This window comes from Herbiconiux liangxiaofengii, assembly GCF_041927335.1.
GTDB lineage: Bacteria > Actinomycetota > Actinomycetes > Actinomycetales > Microbacteriaceae > Herbiconiux > Herbiconiux liangxiaofengii.
Genome location: NZ_JBHFHD010000002.1, coordinates 42,484 through 62,224 on the forward strand (window position 1 = coordinate 42,484; position 19,741 = coordinate 62,224).

Annotated in this window: 22 protein-coding genes; 9 read left to right on the plus strand and 13 right to left on the minus strand. The window is 70.7% G+C overall.

What is annotated here, in order from left to right; translation table 11 throughout:
- Positions 1–60 precede the first annotated feature (60 nt).
- The 9 genes from ACEXOR_RS01100 to ACEXOR_RS01140 all read right to left on the minus strand — a co-directional run bounded on the left by ACEXOR_RS01100 (position 61) and on the right by ACEXOR_RS01140 (position 4,362).
- On the minus strand, positions 61–612 hold the full coding sequence (locus tag ACEXOR_RS01100; protein WP_374847518.1) for a hypothetical protein: 552 nt from the start codon (positions 610–612) through the stop codon (positions 61–63).
- 117 nt (positions 613–729) lie between these two features.
- Positions 730–1,176, minus strand: a complete 447-nt coding sequence (locus ACEXOR_RS01105; protein WP_374847564.1) for a nucleotidyl transferase AbiEii/AbiGii toxin family protein — start codon at positions 1,174–1,176, stop codon at positions 730–732.
- Complete coding sequence (locus tag ACEXOR_RS01110) at positions 1,176–1,469, minus strand: nucleotidyl transferase AbiEii/AbiGii toxin family protein (protein ID WP_374847519.1); 294 nt, start codon at positions 1,467–1,469, stop codon at positions 1,176–1,178. The genes ACEXOR_RS01105 and ACEXOR_RS01110 overlap by 1 nt, the downstream gene beginning before the upstream one ends.
- Before the next feature lie 44 nt (positions 1,470–1,513).
- Complete coding sequence (locus ACEXOR_RS01115; protein ID WP_374847521.1) at positions 1,514–2,050, minus strand: type IV toxin-antitoxin system AbiEi family antitoxin domain-containing protein; 537 nt, start codon at positions 2,048–2,050, stop codon at positions 1,514–1,516.
- Positions 2,051–2,103: 53 nt separating this feature from the next.
- Complete coding sequence (locus ACEXOR_RS01120) at positions 2,104–2,376, minus strand: hypothetical protein (protein ID WP_374847522.1); 273 nt, start codon at positions 2,374–2,376, stop codon at positions 2,104–2,106.
- Between the two features lie 49 nt (positions 2,377–2,425).
- Positions 2,426–2,785: a hypothetical protein gene (locus tag ACEXOR_RS01125; protein WP_374847524.1), complete on the minus strand. Its 360-nt coding sequence runs from the start codon at positions 2,783–2,785 to the stop codon at positions 2,426–2,428.
- Between the two features lie 52 nt (positions 2,786–2,837).
- Entirely contained in the window at positions 2,838–3,488 is a 651-nt protein-coding gene (locus tag ACEXOR_RS01130; RefSeq protein ID WP_374847525.1) for a DUF5701 family protein, read from the minus strand.
- A gap of 80 nt (positions 3,489–3,568) precedes the next feature.
- Positions 3,569–3,808, minus strand: a complete 240-nt coding sequence (locus ACEXOR_RS01135) for a hypothetical protein (RefSeq protein WP_374847526.1) — start codon at positions 3,806–3,808, stop codon at positions 3,569–3,571.
- A gap of 146 nt (positions 3,809–3,954) precedes the next feature.
- A complete protein-coding gene (locus ACEXOR_RS01140; RefSeq protein ID WP_374847527.1) occupies positions 3,955–4,362 on the minus strand; it encodes a YchJ family protein in 408 nt (135 codons plus the stop codon).
- 63 nt (positions 4,363–4,425) lie between these two features.
- Here ACEXOR_RS01140 and ACEXOR_RS01145 point away from each other — a divergent pair, with 63 nt between their 5' ends.
- The gene (locus ACEXOR_RS01145; RefSeq protein WP_374847528.1) at positions 4,426–5,214 is read left to right on the plus strand and encodes an alpha/beta fold hydrolase; all 789 of its coding nucleotides are present in this window, start codon (positions 4,426–4,428) and stop codon (positions 5,212–5,214) included.
- Here ACEXOR_RS01145 and ACEXOR_RS01150 read toward each other — a convergent pair.
- The gene (locus ACEXOR_RS01150) at positions 5,141–5,797 is read right to left on the minus strand and encodes a TMEM175 family protein (RefSeq protein WP_374847529.1); all 657 of its coding nucleotides are present in this window, start codon (positions 5,795–5,797) and stop codon (positions 5,141–5,143) included. The genes ACEXOR_RS01145 and ACEXOR_RS01150 overlap by 74 nt on opposite strands.
- A gap of 78 nt (positions 5,798–5,875) precedes the next feature.
- On the opposite strand from ACEXOR_RS01150, the gene ACEXOR_RS01155 reads away from it, so the two are divergent.
- Complete coding sequence (locus ACEXOR_RS01155; protein ID WP_374847530.1) at positions 5,876–7,480, plus strand: MFS transporter; 1,605 nt, start codon at positions 5,876–5,878, stop codon at positions 7,478–7,480.
- Between the two features lie 3 nt (positions 7,481–7,483).
- Here ACEXOR_RS01155 and ACEXOR_RS01160 read toward each other — a convergent pair whose 3' ends face one another.
- Positions 7,484–8,416: an aldose 1-epimerase family protein gene (locus ACEXOR_RS01160; RefSeq protein ID WP_374847565.1), complete on the minus strand. Its 933-nt coding sequence runs from the start codon at positions 8,414–8,416 to the stop codon at positions 7,484–7,486.
- Positions 8,417–8,559: 143 nt separating this feature from the next.
- Here ACEXOR_RS01160 and ACEXOR_RS01165 point away from each other — a divergent pair, with 143 nt between their 5' ends.
- From ACEXOR_RS01165 to epsC, 3 genes are all read left to right on the plus strand, one after another.
- Positions 8,560–8,979, plus strand: coding sequence for a DUF4190 domain-containing protein (locus ACEXOR_RS01165; protein ID WP_374847531.1), 420 nt, complete (start codon positions 8,560–8,562; stop codon positions 8,977–8,979).
- Positions 8,980–9,169: 190 nt separating this feature from the next.
- Positions 9,170–10,105, plus strand: a complete 936-nt coding sequence (cysK, locus tag ACEXOR_RS01170; RefSeq protein ID WP_374847532.1) for a cysteine synthase A — start codon at positions 9,170–9,172, stop codon at positions 10,103–10,105.
- A gap of 48 nt (positions 10,106–10,153) precedes the next feature.
- Positions 10,154–10,750, plus strand: a complete 597-nt coding sequence (epsC, locus tag ACEXOR_RS01175) for a serine O-acetyltransferase EpsC (protein ID WP_374847566.1) — start codon at positions 10,154–10,156, stop codon at positions 10,748–10,750.
- 23 nt (positions 10,751–10,773) lie between these two features.
- Here epsC and ACEXOR_RS01180 read toward each other — a convergent pair whose 3' ends face one another.
- Positions 10,774–12,612 carry a glycoside hydrolase family 15 protein gene (locus tag ACEXOR_RS01180; RefSeq protein WP_374847533.1) on the minus strand — a complete coding sequence of 613 codons (1,839 nt, stop codon included), beginning with the start codon at positions 12,610–12,612 and terminating at the stop codon, positions 10,774–10,776.
- A 157-nt stretch (positions 12,613–12,769) separates the two neighbouring features.
- On the opposite strand from ACEXOR_RS01180, the gene ACEXOR_RS01185 reads away from it, so the two are divergent.
- The gene (locus ACEXOR_RS01185; protein ID WP_374847534.1) at positions 12,770–13,663 is read left to right on the plus strand and encodes an SDR family oxidoreductase; all 894 of its coding nucleotides are present in this window, start codon (positions 12,770–12,772) and stop codon (positions 13,661–13,663) included.
- A 159-nt stretch (positions 13,664–13,822) separates the two neighbouring features.
- Positions 13,823–14,686, plus strand: a complete 864-nt coding sequence (locus tag ACEXOR_RS01190) for an HpcH/HpaI aldolase/citrate lyase family protein (RefSeq protein WP_374847535.1) — start codon at positions 13,823–13,825, stop codon at positions 14,684–14,686.
- 93 nt (positions 14,687–14,779) lie between these two features.
- On the opposite strand, the gene ACEXOR_RS01195 is transcribed toward ACEXOR_RS01190, so the two are convergent.
- Positions 14,780–16,141 carry an alpha-amylase family glycosyl hydrolase gene (locus ACEXOR_RS01195; RefSeq protein WP_374847536.1) on the minus strand — a complete coding sequence of 454 codons (1,362 nt, stop codon included), beginning with the start codon at positions 16,139–16,141 and terminating at the stop codon, positions 14,780–14,782.
- A gap of 67 nt (positions 16,142–16,208) precedes the next feature.
- Between ACEXOR_RS01195 and argG the strand changes: the two genes are divergently transcribed.
- Both argG and ACEXOR_RS01205 read left to right on the plus strand, forming a co-directional pair.
- Positions 16,209–17,648 (plus strand): argininosuccinate synthase, encoded by a 1,440-nt coding sequence (argG, locus tag ACEXOR_RS01200; protein ID WP_374847537.1) that lies wholly within the window; start codon positions 16,209–16,211, stop codon positions 17,646–17,648.
- Between the two features lie 459 nt (positions 17,649–18,107).
- Entirely contained in the window at positions 18,108–19,697 is a 1,590-nt protein-coding gene (locus ACEXOR_RS01205) for an FAD-dependent oxidoreductase (protein WP_374847538.1), read from the plus strand.
- The last annotated feature ends 44 nt before the right edge of the window (positions 19,698–19,741 follow it).

The window sequence follows — 19,741 nt, forward strand, 5'->3', positions numbered from 1 at the left end:
TCCCGATGGGCCGCCCAGTACCAGCAACAGGTCTTCTTCCGCATCCACCGTCGACCTCGTCTATTTGCTCTTCGGCAACCGGTTTCGCGGGAATGCATCTGAGACGACCACTGCCCAGGGTGCTTTCTCGTCGTCGTGGACCATCTCAGTGTCTATGCCCGATCGATCCATCTGAGAAACGAACGCGTCGCGCTTTTGCTCGGACGAGAAGCGAATCACTGTGCCATTGACTTCGCCCACCGTCTTCCGCCCGTTGCGATGCGCATCGTTCAACGCCCAGTCGACCGTGAGGTCATCGGTGATGTCGCTGTAACTGGCGAGAAGAGTGGTTCGCATGGTCCGTGCCTGCGATCGAGAGACACGGAACAACGCTTCGATCTCGACGTCATCGATGACCCTGCCGAGCTCCTGGCTGATCTCTAGCAACAGCCCGGAACGCTCCACTGTGAGGCTCGTCGGGACCGGACCTGCCTGCACCGTGCGCGAGAAAGCGTGACGCTGGGCAGCCACAAGGTAAGCCTCCACAAGCTCCGTCGCGTCGCGTCTCGCGCCCAAACGTCGGGCAAAAGCGGTGTGTAGTTTCTGTCGGTCCTGCTCGTTCAGTTCCCCCATACAGACGAACATAGGCTGAATCTCGTCGGCAAGATGAAGGATTTGAACGCTCGACACGATCTACCGGACACCATCGCCGGGTAGCGCCGCGTCGATCCGGGCGATGAAGTCGGTGAGTCACTCCATGGCGCCCTCGACCTCGGGGGCTACATCGAGTCCCTCGGCCGCTGCAGCGTAGAGGGTGTCCCAACAAGTGCCTTCGACTACTGCCGGGGGCCACGCGTGGGCTTTTCGGTACTCGAACAGACGAACGCACGTACTCCGCACCGACGAGAGGTCGAGTTGCTCTCGGGTGCCCAGTAGCTGCAGATCGACGAGGTCTCGGGCCCGGTCGCTGCCGGGCGCGGTGCCGGCGTGGATCTTCTGGGCGACCTGATGATCGGTGGGCATCACGGGCACCGGCGCTGGTGCCGGGAGGCCGACGGCTGTGAACATGGCCCGGATGCTGGGAGCCAAGGCGAACTCGGGCTGGTCGGCATCGCCGATCTCGTTGTGCCCGAGTTCGAACGGCACGGTGCACCACGCCTTCGTCTGGAACTCGAGCTTCACGTCGAAGGGCTTCATCACGTACGACGTGGGGACTCCCCGGGCCTCGACGGTGTGCGCTCGACCAGCCGCCCGGTGAAGCCGGCCCATCCTTCTCGGAGGCGTTCTTCGAATGCCGATCGGAATGCGGTGAGGTCGTGTGCGCGGGCAGCGTCGAGGTCGATGGTGAACCGTGTGCCGGCACCGTAGCGGAGGGCCATCGCGCTGCCGCCCTTCACGGCCCCTTCGGGGATCATCTGGCCGACCACGACCAGAGCCATCGTCGTTCGCCGGCGAAGAACGAGCGTGTCGCTGCCCTCGAGATTCCTCATCCGCTGATTCAGGGCAGTGAGGTTTCGCGGCGGGGTGTCGTAGCTCACGCGGCGAGCTCTTTGCGCACGTGCTTCCACTCCGCGGTCGTCAACAGACCATCAGCGCGGGCCTTCGCGGCTGCATCACGCAATTGCGTTTCGGGAACACGGCCGCGGCACTCGAGAAGTGCTTCGGACAGCTGCTGGGCGCGGATGCCGTGGTAGCGGATGATCATGGCTTCGATTGGCGAGTAGACGAGGTCGATGTAGGAGGGAAAGGAGCGACGAACGCGACGGGTGGTTCCCACCGTGATCTTCGAGGGGTTCACATCGGCCAGGCCAAGCAGAGCGAGCACCGCCTCGCCACGGAGATAGGCGTCGCTTCCTGCGCGCAGAGTGGCTTCGGCGAACTGGTCGTCGTCGGTCGGGGGGACGCCGGTCATCCGGTAGAGGCCGTACCCGACGTGCTCGAGGCCGCCACGCGCCGCGAGCTTCGGGAGCTCGACGGCGGGAACGCCGGCGTCGACGGCGTCGGCAGTCGTGACATAGCCGTGGTTGTCGACGGCGATCTCGCGGAGAAGATCTCGATACGTAGTCGCCATGTCAAAATTCTACCATTAGCGGTAGAGATTTGACAGGTGAGGCTTTATCGATTCTATTTAGAACGCGCGGTGGCGAGGGTGAAGCCCGCCCAGAAGCCGAGGGCCGTGAGGCCGATCGCCACCGCCGCCGCGCCCGCGATCGCACCCCAGCCGACCACCACGGCGCCCGCTGGGCTGAACACCTCACCCGACAGGGGCGCGTAGGCGAACCAGCCGAACGACGTGGTCTGCGGTGTGAACAGCGCGATGCCGATGATGCCAGCCGCCATCACCACGACGGCCGCCACGGGAAGGACGAGAATCCGGCTGACGCGTCTCGGAGTCATGCCCTCACGCTAACTTCGCGACCTGCGGATGAACAGCGCACGTGAACCGTCAACGAGGCAGGGGCAGCGCCCGAAGCCGCTCCTCGGTCACCGGGAACGGCACCGTGTAGTAGAGCTGGGTCGCGGTCATGTCGCCCCAGTCGTCTTTCTTCACCCGGAGCCACGAGGGTGACACCTCGGCGATCCGAACCCGGAGCCACGAGCCGTCGTCGAGCCGCAGCTCGTGCGGGTCGGCCAGGTAGCCGAGTCCGAGCTCGTCCAGGGCTTCCTCGGCGGTGAGCCAGTCGACCACATCGGTGCGCCGGCGCCCCAGCAGATCGATGGCGACGAATCCGTCATCGACAGGCTCCATCCACCCCATCCGCTCGCCGTCGTCGGCACGCCGGTGCTCGATCCAGTCCGCGTCCATGCCGCCAGGGTACCTGTCGGTGTTCCCGAGGAGGCCACAGGATGCGGCCCGCTCAGTCGATGGACGCCGATGCGTGGCCGAGCCAGCGGTGGCGGTTGCCCGCCCAGCACCAGCCCAGCTTCGCAGCCCCACGGCGGGCACGGCCGTCGCGCCCGGTGCCGCCGCTGATCCAGAGGGCCGGCACGCGGGCGTCGAGCGAGCCGTCGGGCGTGCGGCGGCGGGAGGCGATGGTCATGAAGCAGTGGTTCGGGGCGAGCTGCTCCGGCTGCTGCAACAACCAGCTGATGCCCTCGTTCACGGTGAGCGGCCGGCGACCGCGCGCCACGATCTCGGGCAGTGCCTCATCCGGAGTTCGATTCAGCAGGTCGTCGCCGCGCTCGAGGCCGTGCACGAGCGAGAGGCCGCCCTCGGGTGCGTCGAGGTCGGGCTGGGATGCGAACTCGTCGAGATCGGTGAGGTCGTCGACCACGAAGCCCGGCTTGGTGCCCCGGCGCAGCAGCGGCATGAGCTGCGCGGGGGAGGCGATGGCTGGGCCGACCACGAGGATCGAGTCGGGCCGGGCGCGGAGGGTCGACGCCCGGCTGCGCAGCTCCTCGGCACTGATGCCCGCGATCTCGGGCAGCCCGAGATCGATCAGGCGCTGCACCTGCTCGCTCAGCGGCGGGGTGCGGTGGGTGGTGGCGGTGTCGATGGTCAAGGTCATGTCGGCCTCCCAGGTCGAAGCCTGGAACGCCGCGGCCCCGCCTGCCATTCCCACACGGTGGGCGGCCGCGGTTCGATCGATCAGGCCACGCCGTCGGCGTCGGGGTTCGGGTTGTCGGCGTGGGGGTCAACCGACTCCGCCGAGGCGTCCGGGTCGTCGCTGTAGGCGCCGATGCCGTCGGGGCTGCTCGTGCTCGAGCCGTCGGGGCCCGAGCCGAGCTCGTCGGGATCGCGCTCGGCGTAGCTCTCGTGGTCGGGGTCGAGCGGCGACGTCTCGCCGCGCTCGTCGAACGAACCGGATGAAGCGGATGAATCGGTCATGCTGTCCTCCTCGGGCGCCGCGCCGGCGCACTCCCCACCCTGCGCCCGTCGGCCGGATGCGCAACCCCGCGCGTCCCGAACCCGCCGCCCATCCGGCGCGGTGACCGTTCAGACGCGCGGCGACCTCTCAGAGGCGCGGTGACCTCTCACAGCGCCGACACGTAGAACCAGCGCCCACCCTCGCGCACGAACCGGCTCACCTCGTGCTGCGACCCCGCCGCCGCCGAGACACCCGGCCGCGGCTTGAAGAACGCCACGAACTCCACCACTCCCTCGGAGTCGCCCTCGCGCCCCGCCGACCCGTCGAGAATGTCGAGCCGGTACCAGCGCAGCCCCTCGTCGAGCTCGAGCGAGTCGGGCCGGGTCGACGGATGCCACGACGCGAGCAGGTAGTCCGCGTCACCGACCGCGAACGCCGAGAACCGCGACCGCATCAGCCGTTCCGCCGTGGGGGCCGCGGCCGTGCCGTCGTGCAGGGGCCCGCAGCACTCGCCGTACGCGAAGCCGCTCAGACACGGACACCGGGCCGACGCCGAGAGCTCTGTGGTGGTCATCCCTCCATTCTCCGCCGCTCTCGACGAGTGCCCGCCCCGCGCAGCGCGCCCTAGGGTGAATCCGTGACCGACAGCCGCACCATCACCGTCGGCGACGTCGACATCGCCTTCGAGACGGCCGGCGACCCGGCCGCCCCCGCGGTGCTGCTCGTGCACGGCTTCGCGTCGAACCGCAGCGACAACTGGGTGCGCACCCGCTGGTTGCCACCCCTCGTCGACGCGGGGTTCCGGGTCATCGCCCCCGACCTCCGCGGCCACGGCGAGAGCGGCCGCCCCCGCCGGCTCGCGGCCTACACGCTGCCGCGGCTGCTCGGCGACCTCACCGCCGTGCTCGACGCCACGGATGCCCGTGTCGCCCACGTGGTCGGCTACTCCCTGGGCGCCCGGCTCGCGTGGGAGCTGGCGGTCCGCCGGCCCGAACGGGTGGCCTCGCTCGTGGTCGGCGGCGCACCGGTGCTCGGCTCGTTCGCCGGCTTCGACCTGCCCGCCGCCACCGCGGCCCTCCGCGGCTCGGCCGCCACCACGCCCGCCACCGCCCGCTACCTTGCCATGGCCACCCGAGGCGCCAACGACCCCGAGGCCCTGCTGCGGGTGGCCGAGGCCGTGCGGCGCAGCGCGTTCGATCCGCGGGCGACCCGACCCGCGCATCCGTTGCTCGTGGTGGCCGGCGACGACGACGATGTGGTCGCCGAGTCACGCGCCCTCGCCCGTGAGCTCGGCGCACGCTTCGTGGGCCTGCCGGGCCGCGATCACGTGAGCGCCGTGACCTCGAGGGTGTTCAAGGCCGAGGTGGTGGAGTTTCTGCAGGCCGAGCAGGCCCGCCGGGCGACCGGCCCCGCGACGACCTCGTGACCAGGTACTGCACCGGCCCGGTGAGAACGAGGATGAACAACCCCCAGAGCCCCAGCCCCGGCACCAGCACCACCGCGAGGAACGTGACGGCCATCATGCTCACCGTCACGATCGAGGGCCGCAGCGTGATGGTGCCCCTGGCCTGAGGTGCCACCAGTTCGGGATGCCGGCTCAGCACCAGCTGCTGCAGCGCCAGCGCGAAGCTGCTCACGAGCATGGTGCCCACGTACAGGGCCGCCGTGCCGTCGGCCGCGTTGTCGTTCTCGGCGATGAGCTCGGTGGGGAACGGCAGGAACACGATGGTGAGCAGCCAGAACAGGTTCGCCCAGAGCAGTCGCCCGTTGTAGTCGACGGCCCGCTCGTACAGGCGGTGGTGCGAGAGCCAGAACCGGCCGATCACGGCGAAGCTGATCACGAACACCTGCAGCTTGCCCGAGTCGCGCGCCACGATCTCCCACACCGACGTGCCATCGGTGACCTCGGTGACGCTGTCGACCAGCGGCAGCACGAGCAGGGTGATGGCGATGGCCACCACCGCGTCGCTGAAGTTGACCAGGCGATCGAAGCCCCGCTCGGTGTGCATGCCCCATTCTCTCGGCTGCGGCCGCCGAGCGACACCGGATGCGGCCGCCGATGCGACACCGGATGCGCCCCCGGCTGCGTGTTCCCGGAATACTCGGCGACCCGCTACCGTTTCACCCGCGTAACTACTTCACAGGGGGCAATCATCTCGACGGAACGACCCGGCAACGACAGCGGCACGAGCACCGGAAGCACCGACCTCACGAACGGAACCCGAGGCACCGACCAGCCCTGGCTCACCGACGCGGAGCGCGATCGCCTGCGCACCCCGGTGAACCAGCGCGCCGTGGTCTTCACCCTCGCCTTCACCGGGCTCGTGGCCGCGTTCATGATGACGCTGCTCACCCCGCTCGTGCCCGAGCTGCCCCAGCTGCTGAACGTGTCGCCCGAAGACGGGCAATGGGCGGTCACCGTCACCCTGCTCGCCGCGGCCGTGGCCACCCCCATCTCGGGCCGGCTCGGCGACCTCTACGGCAAGCGCCGAATCGTGCTCGTGCTGCTCGCCCTCGTGATCGTGGGTTCGGTGGTGGCGCTGTTCTCCACCTCGCTCATCCCGCTCATCGTGGGCCGGGCGCTGCAGGGCGCCGGGATCGGCGTCATCCCGCTCGGCGTCAGCATCCTGCGCGACGTGCTGCACCGCGACCGCCTGGGCGGCGCCGTCGCGCTCGTCAGCGCCACGCTCGGTGTGGGCGGCGCGGTGGGCCTGCCGGTGGCGGCCGTGATCTCGCAGTACCTCGACTGGCACGTGCTCTTCATCGTGTCGGGCCTGCTCGCCGCGGCCGGACTCCTCCTGGTCTGGAAGCTCATCCCAGTGAGCACCCTGCGCAGCGAGGGCCGCTTCGACGGCCTCGGCGCGGTGGGCCTGGCCATCGGCCTCACCGGTGTTCTGCTCGGTGTCTCCAAGGGCAGCAGCTGGGGCTGGGGCAGCCCGCTCACACTCGGCACGCTGATCGGCGGCGTGGTGCTGCTGGTGCTCTGGGGCGTGTTCGAGCTGCGCATCCCGAGCCCGTTGATCGACCTGCGCATCGCGGCCAGCCGCACGGTGCTGCTCACCAACCTCGCGTCGGTGACGGTGGGCTTCGCGTTCTTCGCGAGCACCGTCGTGCTGCCGCAGCTGCTCGAATCGCCCACCGGAACCGGTGTGGGGCTCGGCCAGTCGATGCTCATCGCCAGCCTGTGCCTGATGCCCAGCGGCCTCGTGATGTGGGCCATGTCCCCGGTGGCCGCCCGCCTCATCCGGGTGCGCGGTGCGCGGGTGAGCCTGCTGCTGGGTATCGCCATCATCGCGGTGGGCTACCTGCTGGCCCTGTTCCTGATGACCGAGATCTGGCACACGATCGTCATCGCCACGGCCGTCGGCTTCGGCGTGGGGTTCGCCTACTCCTCGATGCCCACGCTCATCATGGCGGCGGTTCCGGCCACCGAGACGGCGGCCTCGAACGGCCTGAACTCGGTGATGCGCACGCTCGGCTCCACGATCGCGAGCGCGGTGCTCGGCACGGTGCTGGCGGGCAACCTGGTGACCGCGAACGGCATCACCACGCCGAGCTCCAGCGCCTTCCAGCTCACCTTCGCCATCTCGGCCGCGGCCGCCGTGGTGGGCGTGCTGCTCACGGTGTTCATCCCGCGGCATCACGCTGCCGTGCGCGGGGCGAGCCTGCCCGGCGACGAGGAGAGCCGCTGAGCCTCAGACGGCCGCGATGGTCCAGGATGCGACGGCCGACTCCCCGGATCCGAGCACGATCAGGTCGACCTCCGAGTTGAACGCGTCGGGCGGGCAGGTCATGGGCTCCACGGCGAGCCCCGCGCGGTTCATCTCGGCCACGACGTGATCGGCGGTGTGCACCTGCACCCAGGGCAGCTCGGTGCCGAACGTCATGGCCGTGGCCGTGCCCTCGGGCGAGGAGACCGTCACGGTGGCGAGCCCGTCGGCGTCGCGGGCGATGCCGGTGAAGGCGTGGTCGATGAAGGTGTCGCCGATGGTGCGCGGCGCCTGGAAGTCGAGCGCTCCGCCCTGGTCGTAGGCCACCTCCACCACGGCCACCGGGATGAGCCGGTCGGGCGTCACGGTGAGCACCTCGGATGCGGGCAGCTCCAGAGTCCAGTCGTCGACCAGGCCGGGCCCGGCCACCAGGTACGGGTGCGGGCCGGTGCCGTAGGGCGCGGGCGACTCGGAGAGGTTGCGGGCGGTCACCGTCTGACGGAGCCCCGCCTCGTCGAGCGTGTACTCCACGGCGAGTTCGATGCGGTGCGGGTAGCCGTCCTGCGGCTCGATGGTGGCGCCGAGCAGCACGCGGTCGACGCCGCGCTCGAGCACCGCGAAGTCGAGCCAGGCCGCGAGGCCGTGCAGGGCGTGGCCGCGGGAGGGCTCGGTGAGCGGGAGGATCTCGTCCTCTCCGCCGAAGCGGTAGCGCCCGTCGACCACCCGGTTCGGCCACGGGGCGAGGGTGGCTCCGCGGTAGGCCGGGCGCAGCTCGTCGAGCCCGAACGGCACCACCAGGTCGCGCCCGCAGTGCTGCAGCATCCGCAGCGTCGCGCCGATGCTCGCGATCGAGGCCCGGTAGTCGCCGGCCTCGAGATCGATGCGGGTGCCGGACAGGGGGCGGTGGGAGGCGTTCACGAGGGGCTTCTTCCAGACAGGGACCGGGATGCGCTCCACGCTAGCGGGTCGTGCCGACTTCGCGTTCTGCGCAGCCCTCCAGGCGGCCGGGCCGCGTTCGAGGTAGATTCGAGGCACTTGATCATCCACTCGAGGGGACACCGATGACCGACGACAGCCAGCGACCGGGCGAGCAGCCGAACCAGCCGTACCAGGCTGCGCCGCAGTACAACGCCGCTCCGCAGTACAACGCGGCACCTCCCGCCGGCCAGCCCGCCACCGTTCCGGGCAAGACGCTCGGCATCGTCAGCCTCGTGCTGGGCATCGTGGGCTTCTTCCTGCTCTGGTACATCGCCCCCATCGGCGGCATCGTCACCGGCATCATGGCGCGCAAGCAGTCCAAGGCCGCCGGCGTCAAGAACACGCCCGCCACCGCCGGTCTGATCGTCTCGATCGTGGCCCTCGTGCTGCAGATCATCGGCACGATCATCTTCGTCGTGGTCATCGCGGCGGTCGTCGGCGAGTGCGCCGACCTCGGCCCGGGCGTGCACGAGCTGAACGGCCAGACCTACACCTGCAGCTGACGCTGAGCCGGCCGTGAAGCGGCCGTCACGAAGCCCCGGGGGTCATCGACCCCCGGGGCTTCGTCATCCGTTCGCCCGCAGCGTCATACTCGGGTGCGCCGGGCGGTGTCGAACTAGAGTTGGCAACGACGCTCCACGCCCTAGTTCCCGCTGATACTGCGTCAGCACGTTTCAGAAAGACGGCAATCCCATGGCTCAGATCTACGACGACGTCACCCAGCTCGTCGGCCGCACCCCGCTGGTGCGCATCAACCGCCTCACCGACGGCATCGACGCCACGGTGCTCGGCAAGCTCGAGTTCTACAATCCCGCGAACAGTGTGAAAGACCGCATCGGCGTGGCCATCATCGACGCCGCCGAGAAGGCCGGAGCCCTGCAGCCCGGCGGCACCATCGTCGAGGGCACCAGCGGCAACACGGGTATCGCCCTGGCGATGGTGGGTGCGGCCCGCGGGTACAAGGTCGTCATCACCATGCCCGAGACGGCGTCGACCGAACGTCGCGTCGTGATGCGCGCCTACGGTGCCGAGATCGTGCTCACGCCGGGCCCGGAGGGCATCCGCGGCGCGCTGGCGAAGGCCACCGAGATCGTCGAGGCCACCCCCAACTCCATCCTGGCGCGCCAGTTCGAGAACCCGGCGAACCCCGAGATCCACCGCACCACCACGGCCGAGGAGATCTGGGCCGACACCGACGGCGCCGTCGACATCTTCGTGGCCGGCATCGGCACCGGCGGCACCATCACCGGCGTGGGCCAGGTGCTCAAGTCGCGCAAGCCCGGCGTGCAGATCGTGGGCGTCGAGCCGCTCGACTCCCCGCTGCTCACCGAGGGCAAGGCAGGGCCCCACAAGATCCAGGGCATCGGCGCCAACATCGTGCCCGACATCCTCGACCGCGAGGTGTACGACGAGATCATCGACGTCTCGCTCGACGACGCGCTGCGGGTGGGCCGCGAGCTCGCCAGCGAGGAGGGCATCATGGCCGGCATCTCCTCCGGCGCCATCATGTGGGCAGCCCTCGAGGTGGCCAAGCGCCCCGAAAACGCGGGCAAGACGGTGGTGGCCGTGGTGTGCGACCTCGGCGAGCGCTACATCTCCACCCCGCTCTGGGCCGGCCTCGGCGACTAGGGCTTGAGCGGCAGAACGACGGATGCGCGGCGGGGCCGGGCGGGCTCGGTGACGCCGTCGCGCATCCTCGCCCGCGCGCGTGAAGACGTGCGGGCGGCGCGGGAGCGCGACCCGGCCGCCCGCTCGAACCTCGAGATCGTGCTGGCCTATCCGGGGGTGCACGCCGTCTGGGTGCACCGGGTGGCCCACCGCTGGTGGCGGAGCCCGGGGCTGAAGCTGCCGGCTCGGCTGCTGTCGCAGTTCGGGCGCTTTCTCACGGGCGTCGAGATCCACCCCGGCGCGCGGCTGGGGCGGCGCCTGTTCATCGACCACGGCATGGGCGTGGTAATCGGCGAGACCGCGGTGATCGGCGACGACGTGATGCTCTACCACGGCGTCACGCTCGGGGGTAAGAGCACCCGGCGCGAGAAGCGGCATCCCACGCTCGGCGACCGCGTGGTGGTGGGCGCGGGCGCCACCATCCTCGGGCCCGTCACCGTCGGCGACGATTCCAGCGTGGGGGCGGGCGCTGTGGTCGTGAAAGACGCACCGGCCGGCGCCATCCTCGTGGGCATCCCCGCGCGCGACCTCTCGGCCCGCGCCTCGACCGGGCCGGGATCACTCACCGACCCGGCGTTCTACCTCGACCCGGGCATCTACATCTGACCCCCGAGCGCGGGAGCGCGCGGTCAGCGGGCGGCGTCGCGGATGGCCAGGGCGGCGTTGATGAGGGCCAGGTGGCTGAGGCCCTGCGGCAGGTTGCCGAGGAACTGGTGGTCGTCGGCCGAGATGATCTCGCTGTAGAGGCCCACGTCGTTCGCCAGCGGCACCAGCTCGTCCATCCGGCGGGCGGCGTCGTCGACCCGGCCCGTGTTCGCCATCGCCTCGGCCAGCCAGAAGGCGCAGGCCACGAAGGTGCCCTCCTCGACATCCACCCCGCTGTAGCGGAACACCAGGGGGCCGGCCGAGAGCTCCTCGTCGATGCGGGCGACGGTGGCCTCCATGCGCTCGCGCGGCCCGAAGTCGCGTGCCGCGTGCAGCAGGATCGACGTGTCGAGCTTGTCGCTGCCCGGGAACATCACGTACGCCCCGCGCTCCTCGCTCCAGCCGTGCTCGGCCACCCACTCCTCGATCAGGCGCTTGTTCTTCTGCCAGTGCTCGATGTCGTCGGCGCTGGGCTTGAGCTCGCCGATCTCGGCCAGGTGCAGCGCATCGCTGATGGCCTGCCAGCAGCCCACCTTGCTCGACACGTAGTGCTCCTCCTCGGGCAGCTCCCACATGCCGGAGTCCTTCTTCTGCCAGCTGCGACAGGCCGCGTCGGTGAAGGCCACCAACAGCTCGCTGGTGCGTTCGTCGAGGATGTTGCCGGCAGCCACGTAGCTCGACATGATGCCCACGACATCGGCGTAGACGCCGAGCTGCAGCTGATCGCTCGCGTCGTTGCCCACCCGCACCGGCCCGATGCCGCGCCATCCCTCCACCGGCGCGTCGTGCATCTCGCCCGGCAGCGTGCCGTCGAGGCGGAAGAAGATGTGCAGCTCTCCCTCGTAGGCCTTCAGGGTCTTCAACACCCACGACACCGCCGCGTGCGTCTCCTCCCGAAGCCCGAAACGGATGAGCGCCCCCACCGTGTACGCCAGGTCGCGCACCCAGGCGAAGCGGTAGTCGTAGTTCTTGCCGCCGGTGACGTTCTCGGGCAGGCCGGTGGTGGCCGCCGCCGCGATCGATCCGGTGGGGCTGAAGATCAGCAGCTTCAGGGCCAGGGCGCTGCGCTGCACGGCCTCGCTCCAGGGCGCCTCACCGCTGTCGGGGCCGTCGAACTCCCTCGTCCAGGTCTGCCAGCTGGCGATCGAGCGGTCGATGCCGCGGTCGACGTTCGCGGGGTCGGGAACGTGGATGGGCTCGTCGTCGGTGCCGCAGAGCGCCAGCAGGTGCCGCGAGCCCTCGGTGGCGGTGAACGAACCGAAGAACGACAGCGGGCCGTCGGGAAACCCGTCGCCCGGCTCGTGCGGGTCGAGGCGGCCGTGGGCCAGGCCCACCAGCACCAGGTCGATGTGACCGATCCGCAGCAGCGGGCCGTGCACGGTGTCGACCCGCTCGACGCCCTGCTGTGCCTCGAACACCGACCCGGGGATGACGGCCCAGCGCATCCGCACCTGACCGTCGAGCCCCTCGATGCGGCGCGCGAGCTCGAGCCACGGCAGGCGGCCGGCCACTCCGGTGACCAGTGCATCCGTCACCCGCACCCGGCCCGTGGACGTGGTGAAGGTGGTCTGCAGCACGTTGGTGCCCGGTACGTACTCCCGGACGGAGGAGAACTCCCCCTCGGGGCGCAGCTCGAACCGGCCGCCGGCCGGGCCGTCGATCAGGGCGGCGAACACGGGCGGGGAGTGCAGGGCGGGAACGGGCATCCAGTCCACCTGGCCGTCGCGGGCGATCAGGGCCACCGTGCGGCCGTCGCCGATGGCGGCGTAGTCGCGCAGGTCGACGTAGCGGGTGGAGGGGTCTGGGGCGTCGGTGGGAGTCATCCCTCTCGATCATGGCCCTCGGGCTCGGCGACGCAACCGGATGCGCGGGCCGGGCGCGGTGGCGGTCACACCCGCTGAGCACCGTGCCCGATACGCCCGCCGGGCGCGGGTGGCAAGCCCCACGCGGGTGGGTGGCGACCGTCGTACGGTGGCCCGCATGTCCGACACCATGTACACGCCCCAGGATCCGACCACCCAGTACCCGCGCCCTCCGTTCCCGCCCCAGCAGCAGACCGGACCGGGCGACATTCACAAGATGGACCCGGCTCCCGACCACGGTGAGACCAGCTACATCGGCTCGAACCGCCTGCCGGGCCGCAAGGCCCTCGTCACCGGCGGCGACTCCGGCATCGGCCGCGCGGTGGCCATCGCCTACGCCCGCGAGGGTGCCGACGTGGCCATCAGCTACCTGCCCGAGGAGCAGTCGCAGGCCGAGGAGGTGGCGGAGCTCATCCGCGCCGAGGGCCGCACCGCGGTGCTCCTGCCCGGAGACCTGCAGGAGGAGGCCGTCGACCAGCAGGTGGTCGCCGACGCCGTCGAGGGCCTCGGGGGTCTCGACATCCTCGTCATCAACGCCGGCACCATGCCCACCGTCGACAGCATCGACGACTTCGAGACCGCCACGCTCGACCACGTGCTGAAGGCCAACATCTACCCGCTGTTCTGGCTCACCAAGGCGGCCTCGCCGCACCTGAAGCCGGGCGCCTCGATCATCACGACCTCGAGCATCCAGGGCTTCGTGCCGTCGCCCTCGCTCGCCGAGTACGCGGTGTCGAAGGCCGGCATCGCCAACTGGACCCGGGCGATGGCGCAGCAGCTGATCGAGCGCGGTATCCGGGTGAACGGTGTGGCCCCCGGCCCCGTGTGGACGCCGCTGCAGCCCTCCTTCGTGCCGAACGAGAAGATCGAGGAGTTCGGCTCCGAGACGCCGATCGGTCGTGCCGGGCAGCCGGTGGAGCTCGCGCCGCCGTTCGTGTTCCTGGCGTCGCAGGAGTCGAGCTACGTGGTGGGGGAGACGATCGCCGTCACGGGTGGGTCGCCTACGCACTAGTTGCAGGCTCGAGGGCCCGGTGCGGCTGCGCCGCGCCGGGCGCTCGAGCGGCGGCTGCGCTTCGCGCGGCCGGGTGTGTTCTCTATGGACTCAAGTTCCGGGGGGTGGGGGAGGGACCGTAGGGTTGAGGGGCCGCCTGTCGACGAAGAGAGAAGCCCCATGACCTCGAGCCCCACCACCGCCACGCCCACCGGCGACCGCCAGGAGGTGCCCGCCGAGATCTCCCGGTCGTGGCTGCTGGTGTCGGCCCGACGCACGGAGGAGTTCGACCGGGGCGCCCGCTCCCGCGCCGACCAGATGGTGCTCGACATCGAAGACGCGGTCGACCCGAAGCACAAGGGCGCAGCGCGCGACGACGTGGCCGCCTGGCTCAGTGGCGGCGGCAGCTCGTGGGTGCGCATCAACGACCGCGCCAGCGACTTCTGGAGCGACGACGTCGACCAGCTCAAAGACCTGCCCGGCCTCAAGGGCGTCATGCTCGCCAAGACCGAGGACGCCTCGCACGTCACCGAGACCTTCGACCGGCTCGGAGGCAACACCCCCGTGCTCGTGCTGATCGAGTCGGCTCTCGGCATCGAGGAGGCGGTGACCATCGCCCGGGCCCGTGGCGCCTTCCGGCTCGCGTTCGGCAGCGGTGACTACCGCCGCGACACCGGCACCAGCGCCGAGGACATCGCCATGGCGTACCCGCGTTCGCGCCTCGTGATCGCCAGCCGCGTCGGAGGCCTGCCGGGCCCGATCGACGGCCCCACCGTGAGCTCGAGCCATCCGGTGCTGCGTGAGCAGTCGGCCACCGCGGTCGCGCTCGGCCTCACCGGCAAGCTCTGCCTCGACACCGACCAGCTGCCCGTGATCAACGAGGCCATCAGCCCCACCCAGTCGGATGTGACGTGGGCGCGCGACTTCCTCGCCGACTTCGAGGCACGCGGCCGGGTCATCCGCGACGGCAGCGACCTGCCCCGCCTCGGCCGCGCCGAGAAGATCGACCGCCTCGCGCGGGCGTTCGGCGTCGAACCCTTCTAGTCTCCGCCGGCGTCGCCGTTCACAAGGGAGGAGAATCGCCCCGTTGGGGCCATATACGCCTCGAAGGCCGCATTCTCCTCCCGTATGAACGGGTCACCCCCCGAGTACGGCCCACCCGTGGGCGGGAAGCGACGCCCGGCCCGCCGCGAGCGACGCCGTTCCGGCCAGCACCGTGCTCGCGCCCCCGGCCGGCACGGCCACGGGTTCGTCGGCGAGGTTGAGGGCGGTGACCACGGCGCCCTCGCCGGTCGCGGTGCGCACCACCATCGCCGTGTTCGCCACGTGCACCACGTCGGAGCGCGCGCTGTGCAGCCACGCGTGCGTACGTCGCAGCGCGATCAGCTCGCCGTGCAGGGCCAGCAGCGCGCGCGCATCGGCCCCCGCGCCCGGCAGGCCCACCGGAACGGAGTCCGGGGCGGGCGGCGCGGGGAACTCGGGCCGCACGGCGTCGTCGCCGCCGAGCCGCTCCTCCTTCACGCCCCGCAACCCGTACTCGTCGCCCGCGTAGACCATCGGGGTGCCCGCCAGCGTGAAGAGCAGCGCGAGCGCGTGCGGAAGGTGCCGCGCATCCGGGATCGCCGAGGCGATGCGCGTCACGTCGTGGTTGCCCACGAAGGTGGTGGGCACGAAGCGCTCGAGCAGTTCGTTGCCGCGCTCGATGGCGTGCTTGGTCTCGAACAGGTTCGCGTCGGCCAGGCCGTGCCAGATGCCCTGCCAGAGCTCGTACTGGGTGAGCGAATCCAGACCCGACTCCGCCACGATGGCGAGTGCATCGCCGTGGATCACCTCGCCCGTGAACCAGGCTTCCGGATGCGCGGCCCGCACCCGCGGCAGCACCCGCGCCCAGAACGACGGCGGAACGGCGTACGCGGCGTCGAGGCGCCAGCCGTCGGCTCCGCGATCGAGCCAGTACGTCATCACCTCCACCACGAGGTCCTCGACCGCGGGTGACGAGTGGTCGAGCGCCACGAGCTGGTCGTGCCCCTCGAACACCTCGGCGCGCACGGGGTCTCCTGGCTGCCAGCCCGCCCAGTCGACACGGAACAGACCCGCCGTCGCGGCATCCGGACCCGACGTCTCCAGGGCCGAGAACGCCGGATGTGCGCGGCCCACATGGTTGAACACCCCGTCCAGCAGCACCCGGATGCCGCGCGACCGCGCCGCCGCCACCAGGTGGTCGAAGTCGCCCTCGTCGCCCAGCCGCGGATCGATGCGGAAGTGGTCGACGGTGTCGTAGCCGTGCGTCGACGAGGCGAAGACGGGGCCGAGGGCCAGGCCGTTCAGGCCCAGTTCCACCACGTGATCGAGCCACGCCTCGATCCGGCCGAGCCGGTGCTCGGGCGCATCCGTCATCGTCGAAGGCGCCTCCGTGCTCGCATCGGGGCGGATGGGCGCGCCCACGAAGCCGAGCGGATAGACATGCCACCACATCACGTGATCGACCCAGGAACTCATGCCTGTCAGTCAACACCGAACGGGCGGGCGACGGAGACGGCGACCGCGAGACCGTAGGATTTACAGCATGTCCAAGGTTCTGAGCAGGCTCCCCGTCGGCGAACGCGTCGGCATCGCATTCTCGGGAGGCCTCGACACCTCCTGCGCCGTCGCCTGGATGCGCGAGAAGGGCGCCGTGCCCTGCACGTACACCGCCGACATCGGGCAGTACGACGAGCCCGAGATCGACAAGGTGCCCGGCCGCGCGCTCGAGTACGGTGCCGAGATCGCGCGCCTCGTCGATGCCAAGAGCGCCCTCGTCGAAGAGGGCCTGAACGCGCTGCAGTGCGGTGCGTTCCACATCCGCTCGGGCGGCAAGACCTATTTCAACACCACGCCGCTCGGCCGTGCCGTCACCGGCACCCTGCTGGTGCGCGCCATGAAAGAAGACGGCGTCGACATCTGGGGCGACGGCTCCACCTACAAGGGCAACGACATCGAGCGGTTCTACCGCTACGGTCTGCTCGCCAACCCGCGCCTGCGCGTGTACAAGCCCTGGCTCGACACCTCGTTCGTGGGCGAGCTCGGCGGCCGCACCGAGATGAGCGAGTGGCTCGTGGAGCGTGGCTTCCCGTACCGCGACTCCACCGAGAAGGCCTACAGCACCGACGCCAACATCTGGGGCGCCACCCACGAGGCGAAGCGCCTCGAGGAGCTCTCGGCCGGGCTCGACCTGATCGAGCCCATCATGGGCGTGGCCGCGTGGCGCGACGAGGTCGAGGTCGTCACCGAGGAGGTGTCGGTGCGGTTCGAGGCCGGCCGCCCGGTGGCCATCAACGGCCAGGAGTTCGACGACGCGGTCGCCCTCGTGTTCGAGGCCAACGCCATCGGCGGGCGTCACGGCCTCGGCGTGAGCGACCAGATCGAGAACCGCATCATCGAGGCCAAGAGCCGCGGCATCTACGAGGCTCCCGGCATGGCCCTGCTGCACATCGCCTACGAGCGGTTGCTGAACGCCATCCACAACGAGGACACCGTGGCGAACTACCACACCGAGGGCCGCCGCCTCGGCCGCCTGATGTACGAGGGCCGCTGGCTCGACCCGCAGGCGCTGATGCTGCGCGAATCCATTCAGCGCTGGGTGGGCTCGGCCGTCACGGGCGAGGTCACGCTGCGCCTGCGCCGCGGCGACGACTACACGATCCTCGACACCACCGGCCCGGCGCTCAGCTACCACCCCGGCAAGCTGTCGATGGAGCGCGTGGGCGACGCCGCCTTCGGTCCCGACGACCGCATCGGTCAGCTCACCATGCGCAATCTCGACATCGCCGACTCGCGCGCCCGGCTCGAGCAGTACGCCTCGGCCGGCATCATCGGCGGGGCCACCGCCGAACTGGTGGGCGAGCTCTCGCAGGGCGAGGCTGCCGAGATCCTCGACGGCGGGCCGCAGGATGCCGCGGAAGACGCCCTCGAGCGCGCCACCGACGCGGTCTCCGAGGGTGCCGCGTTCGACTCCGGCACCGACTGACCCGGCCTCCGACCCCCGACGCACCACACCCCCGCGACTCGTCGTAGTTGAGGTTGTCGGCGATGACCTCCTGGTCGTCGCCGAACACCGGGTTGATCTCCTCGGCCTCGAGGTCTTTCACCTCGTCGATGCTCTCGGTGTCGTCGAGGTCGACGTCCTCGTCTCCGACATCGGCGAGCTCGTCGTCGGAGAGCGTGAACTCCTTGGTGATGTCGGGTTCTTCGATGCGCTCGTTCAGGTCGGACATGCCGTTCCTCTCTCGATGGGATGCCGCCCGCAGGCGGGAGCCGCGGCCGGGGACAGGGCGGGTCGCCCACCGAGGCGGCGACCCTGGCGCCGGACTGGCGCACTCTCAACCTAGACACCTTCGAGCCCGGGTGTCGACCCGAGCCGGCGGCGCCTGCTGTGCAGCCCGTGCGCAGGCTGCCGCATCCGGTCGAGGGGGAGTCTACTGAGGGCATGTCCGTTCATCACGAAGGCACCTCGGCCCAGCCTCCCGCCGGCCGATCGCTCTGGCGCGACGGCCGGGCGCCCCTGGTCACTCCGCCGTTCGAGCCGGGTGCCGCCTACGACGTGGTGGTGGTGGGCGCCGGCCTCACGGGCCTCAGCACGGCGCTGATGCTCGCCAGGGCAGGCAGGCGCGTGGCCGTGCTCGAGGCGTTCGACATCGGCGCGCTCGCCACCGGCAACACCACCGGCAAGGTGTCGCTGCTGCAGGGCAGCCGGCTCTCCACCATCCGTTCGCATCACTCGCGGCTCATCCTGCGCGCCTACGTCGACATGAACCGCGAGGGCCAGGAGTGGCTGCTCGGCTTCCTCGACGAGGCGGGCGTGCCGGTGCAGCGCCGCACGACCTACAGTTACGCCCAGACGCAGGAGGCCCGAGCCGCCGAGGCCGTCGAGGCCGAGTTCCGGGCGGCGCGCGAGGCGGGCCTGCCGGTGTCGCTCGTGCGGCCGGACGAGGTCGACGTGCCGTTCCCGTTCGCGTTCGGGGTGTCGCTGGCCGATCAGGCCCAGATCGACGCCATGGCTGCGCTGGACGCGCTCGCCCGGGCCCTGCTCGCCGAGGGCGGCGTCATCCACACCGGCACCCGCGTCACCGGCGTGCGGGCCTCGGAGCCGGCGATCGTGCGCACCTCCCGCGGCGACGTGCGGGCGGGTTCGGTGGTGCTCGCCACGGCCGTCCCCATCCTCGACCGCGGGCTCTACTTCACGAAGGTGCAGGGGCTGCGCTCGTACGGGCTGGCCTTTCAGATTCCGGATGTCGGGGAGGCAGACCTCCCCGAGGGCATGTTCCTCTCCATCGGCGACTCGTCGTCGGCCGAGTCCCGGTCGGTGCGCACTGCACCCCGCGGCGATACCGACCTGCTCGTGGTGGGCGGCGACGGCCACACCGTGGGCCGGGCCGGTGAGCGAACCGAACGCGATCGGGTCGAGGAGCTCACCCGCTGGACGGCCGAGCAGTGGCCGGGCGCGCAGCTCACGCACGCCTGGTCGGCGCAGGACTATGAATCGCACAACCTCATCCCGTTCGTCGGCGCGCTGCCGCGGGGCCGCGGGCGGGTCTTCCTCGCCACCGGCTACGCCAAGTGGGGCCTGACCAACGCGGTGGGCGCGGCCATCCGGCTCACCGACGAGCTCACGGGTGCCGAGCGCGACGCGCGCGGGCACTGGCAGACCGTGCTCGGCACCCGGCTCACGCGCCCGGCCGACCTCGCGCGGGGTGCCGCCGCCGGTGCGAGCGTGGGGCTCGAGACGGCGAAGGGATGGCTCGGCGCCCAGACGCGCGCGACTCCCGTGCCGCGCCCGCGTGAGGGCCACGGCGTGGTGGCGAACTCGGGCGGGCGCCCCGTGGGCATCTCGACCGTCGACGGCCGCACCTGCGCCGTCACCGCCGTGTGCCCGCACCTCGGCGGAGTGCTGGAGTGGAACGACGCGGAGCGCAGCTGGGACTGCCCGTTGCACGCGTCGCGCTTCGCGGCCGATGGAACCCGGCTGGAGGGCCCGGCGGTCACCGATCTGAAGACGGTGCCGCGCATCCGGGGGTGACCCTCGACCGATGTCGGAGGGGATGTGTACGTTGTTCACATCCC

What these genes read in the sequence shown, in the direction of transcription:
- ACEXOR_RS01105 (WP_374847564.1), bottom strand. Translation starts at nt 1,176, where the DNA reads ATGAAGCCCTTCGACGTGAAGCTCGAGTTCCAGACGAAGGCGTGGTGC.
- ACEXOR_RS01150 (WP_374847529.1), bottom strand. Translation starts at nt 5,797, where the DNA reads ATGCACACCGAGCGGGGCTTCGATCGCCTGGTCAACTTCAGCGACGCG.
- cysK (WP_374847532.1), top strand. Translation starts at nt 9,170, where the DNA reads ATGGCTCAGATCTACGACGACGTCACCCAGCTCGTCGGCCGCACCCCG.
- ACEXOR_RS01125 (WP_374847524.1), bottom strand. Translation starts at nt 2,785, where the DNA reads ATGGACGCGGACTGGATCGAGCACCGGCGTGCCGACGACGGCGAGCGG.
- ACEXOR_RS01205 (WP_374847538.1), top strand. Translation starts at nt 18,108, where the DNA reads ATGTCCGTTCATCACGAAGGCACCTCGGCCCAGCCTCCCGCCGGCCGA.
- ACEXOR_RS01180 (WP_374847533.1), bottom strand. Translation starts at nt 12,612, where the DNA reads ATGACTCCCACCGACGCCCCAGACCCCTCCACCCGCTACGTCGACCTG.
- ACEXOR_RS01130 (WP_374847525.1), bottom strand. Translation starts at nt 3,488, where the DNA reads ATGACCTTGACCATCGACACCGCCACCACCCACCGCACCCCGCCGCTG.
- ACEXOR_RS01190 (WP_374847535.1), top strand. Translation starts at nt 13,823, where the DNA reads ATGACCTCGAGCCCCACCACCGCCACGCCCACCGGCGACCGCCAGGAG.
- argG (WP_374847537.1), top strand. Translation starts at nt 16,209, where the DNA reads ATGTCCAAGGTTCTGAGCAGGCTCCCCGTCGGCGAACGCGTCGGCATC.
- ACEXOR_RS01185 (WP_374847534.1), top strand. Translation starts at nt 12,770, where the DNA reads ATGTCCGACACCATGTACACGCCCCAGGATCCGACCACCCAGTACCCG.
- ACEXOR_RS01135 (WP_374847526.1), bottom strand. Translation starts at nt 3,808, where the DNA reads ATGACCGATTCATCCGCTTCATCCGGTTCGTTCGACGAGCGCGGCGAG.
- ACEXOR_RS01115 (WP_374847521.1), bottom strand. Translation starts at nt 2,050, where the DNA reads ATGGCGACTACGTATCGAGATCTTCTCCGCGAGATCGCCGTCGACAAC.
- ACEXOR_RS01165 (WP_374847531.1), top strand. Translation starts at nt 8,560, where the DNA reads ATGACCGACGACAGCCAGCGACCGGGCGAGCAGCCGAACCAGCCGTAC.
- ACEXOR_RS01140 (WP_374847527.1), bottom strand. Translation starts at nt 4,362, where the DNA reads ATGACCACCACAGAGCTCTCGGCGTCGGCCCGGTGTCCGTGTCTGAGC.
- ACEXOR_RS01120 (WP_374847522.1), bottom strand. Translation starts at nt 2,376, where the DNA reads ATGACTCCGAGACGCGTCAGCCGGATTCTCGTCCTTCCCGTGGCGGCC.
- ACEXOR_RS01100 (WP_374847518.1), bottom strand. Translation starts at nt 612, where the DNA reads ATGGGGGAACTGAACGAGCAGGACCGACAGAAACTACACACCGCTTTT.
- ACEXOR_RS01195 (WP_374847536.1), bottom strand. Translation starts at nt 16,141, where the DNA reads ATGAGTTCCTGGGTCGATCACGTGATGTGGTGGCATGTCTATCCGCTC.
- ACEXOR_RS01110 (WP_374847519.1), bottom strand. Translation starts at nt 1,469, where the DNA reads ATGAGGAATCTCGAGGGCAGCGACACGCTCGTTCTTCGCCGGCGAACG.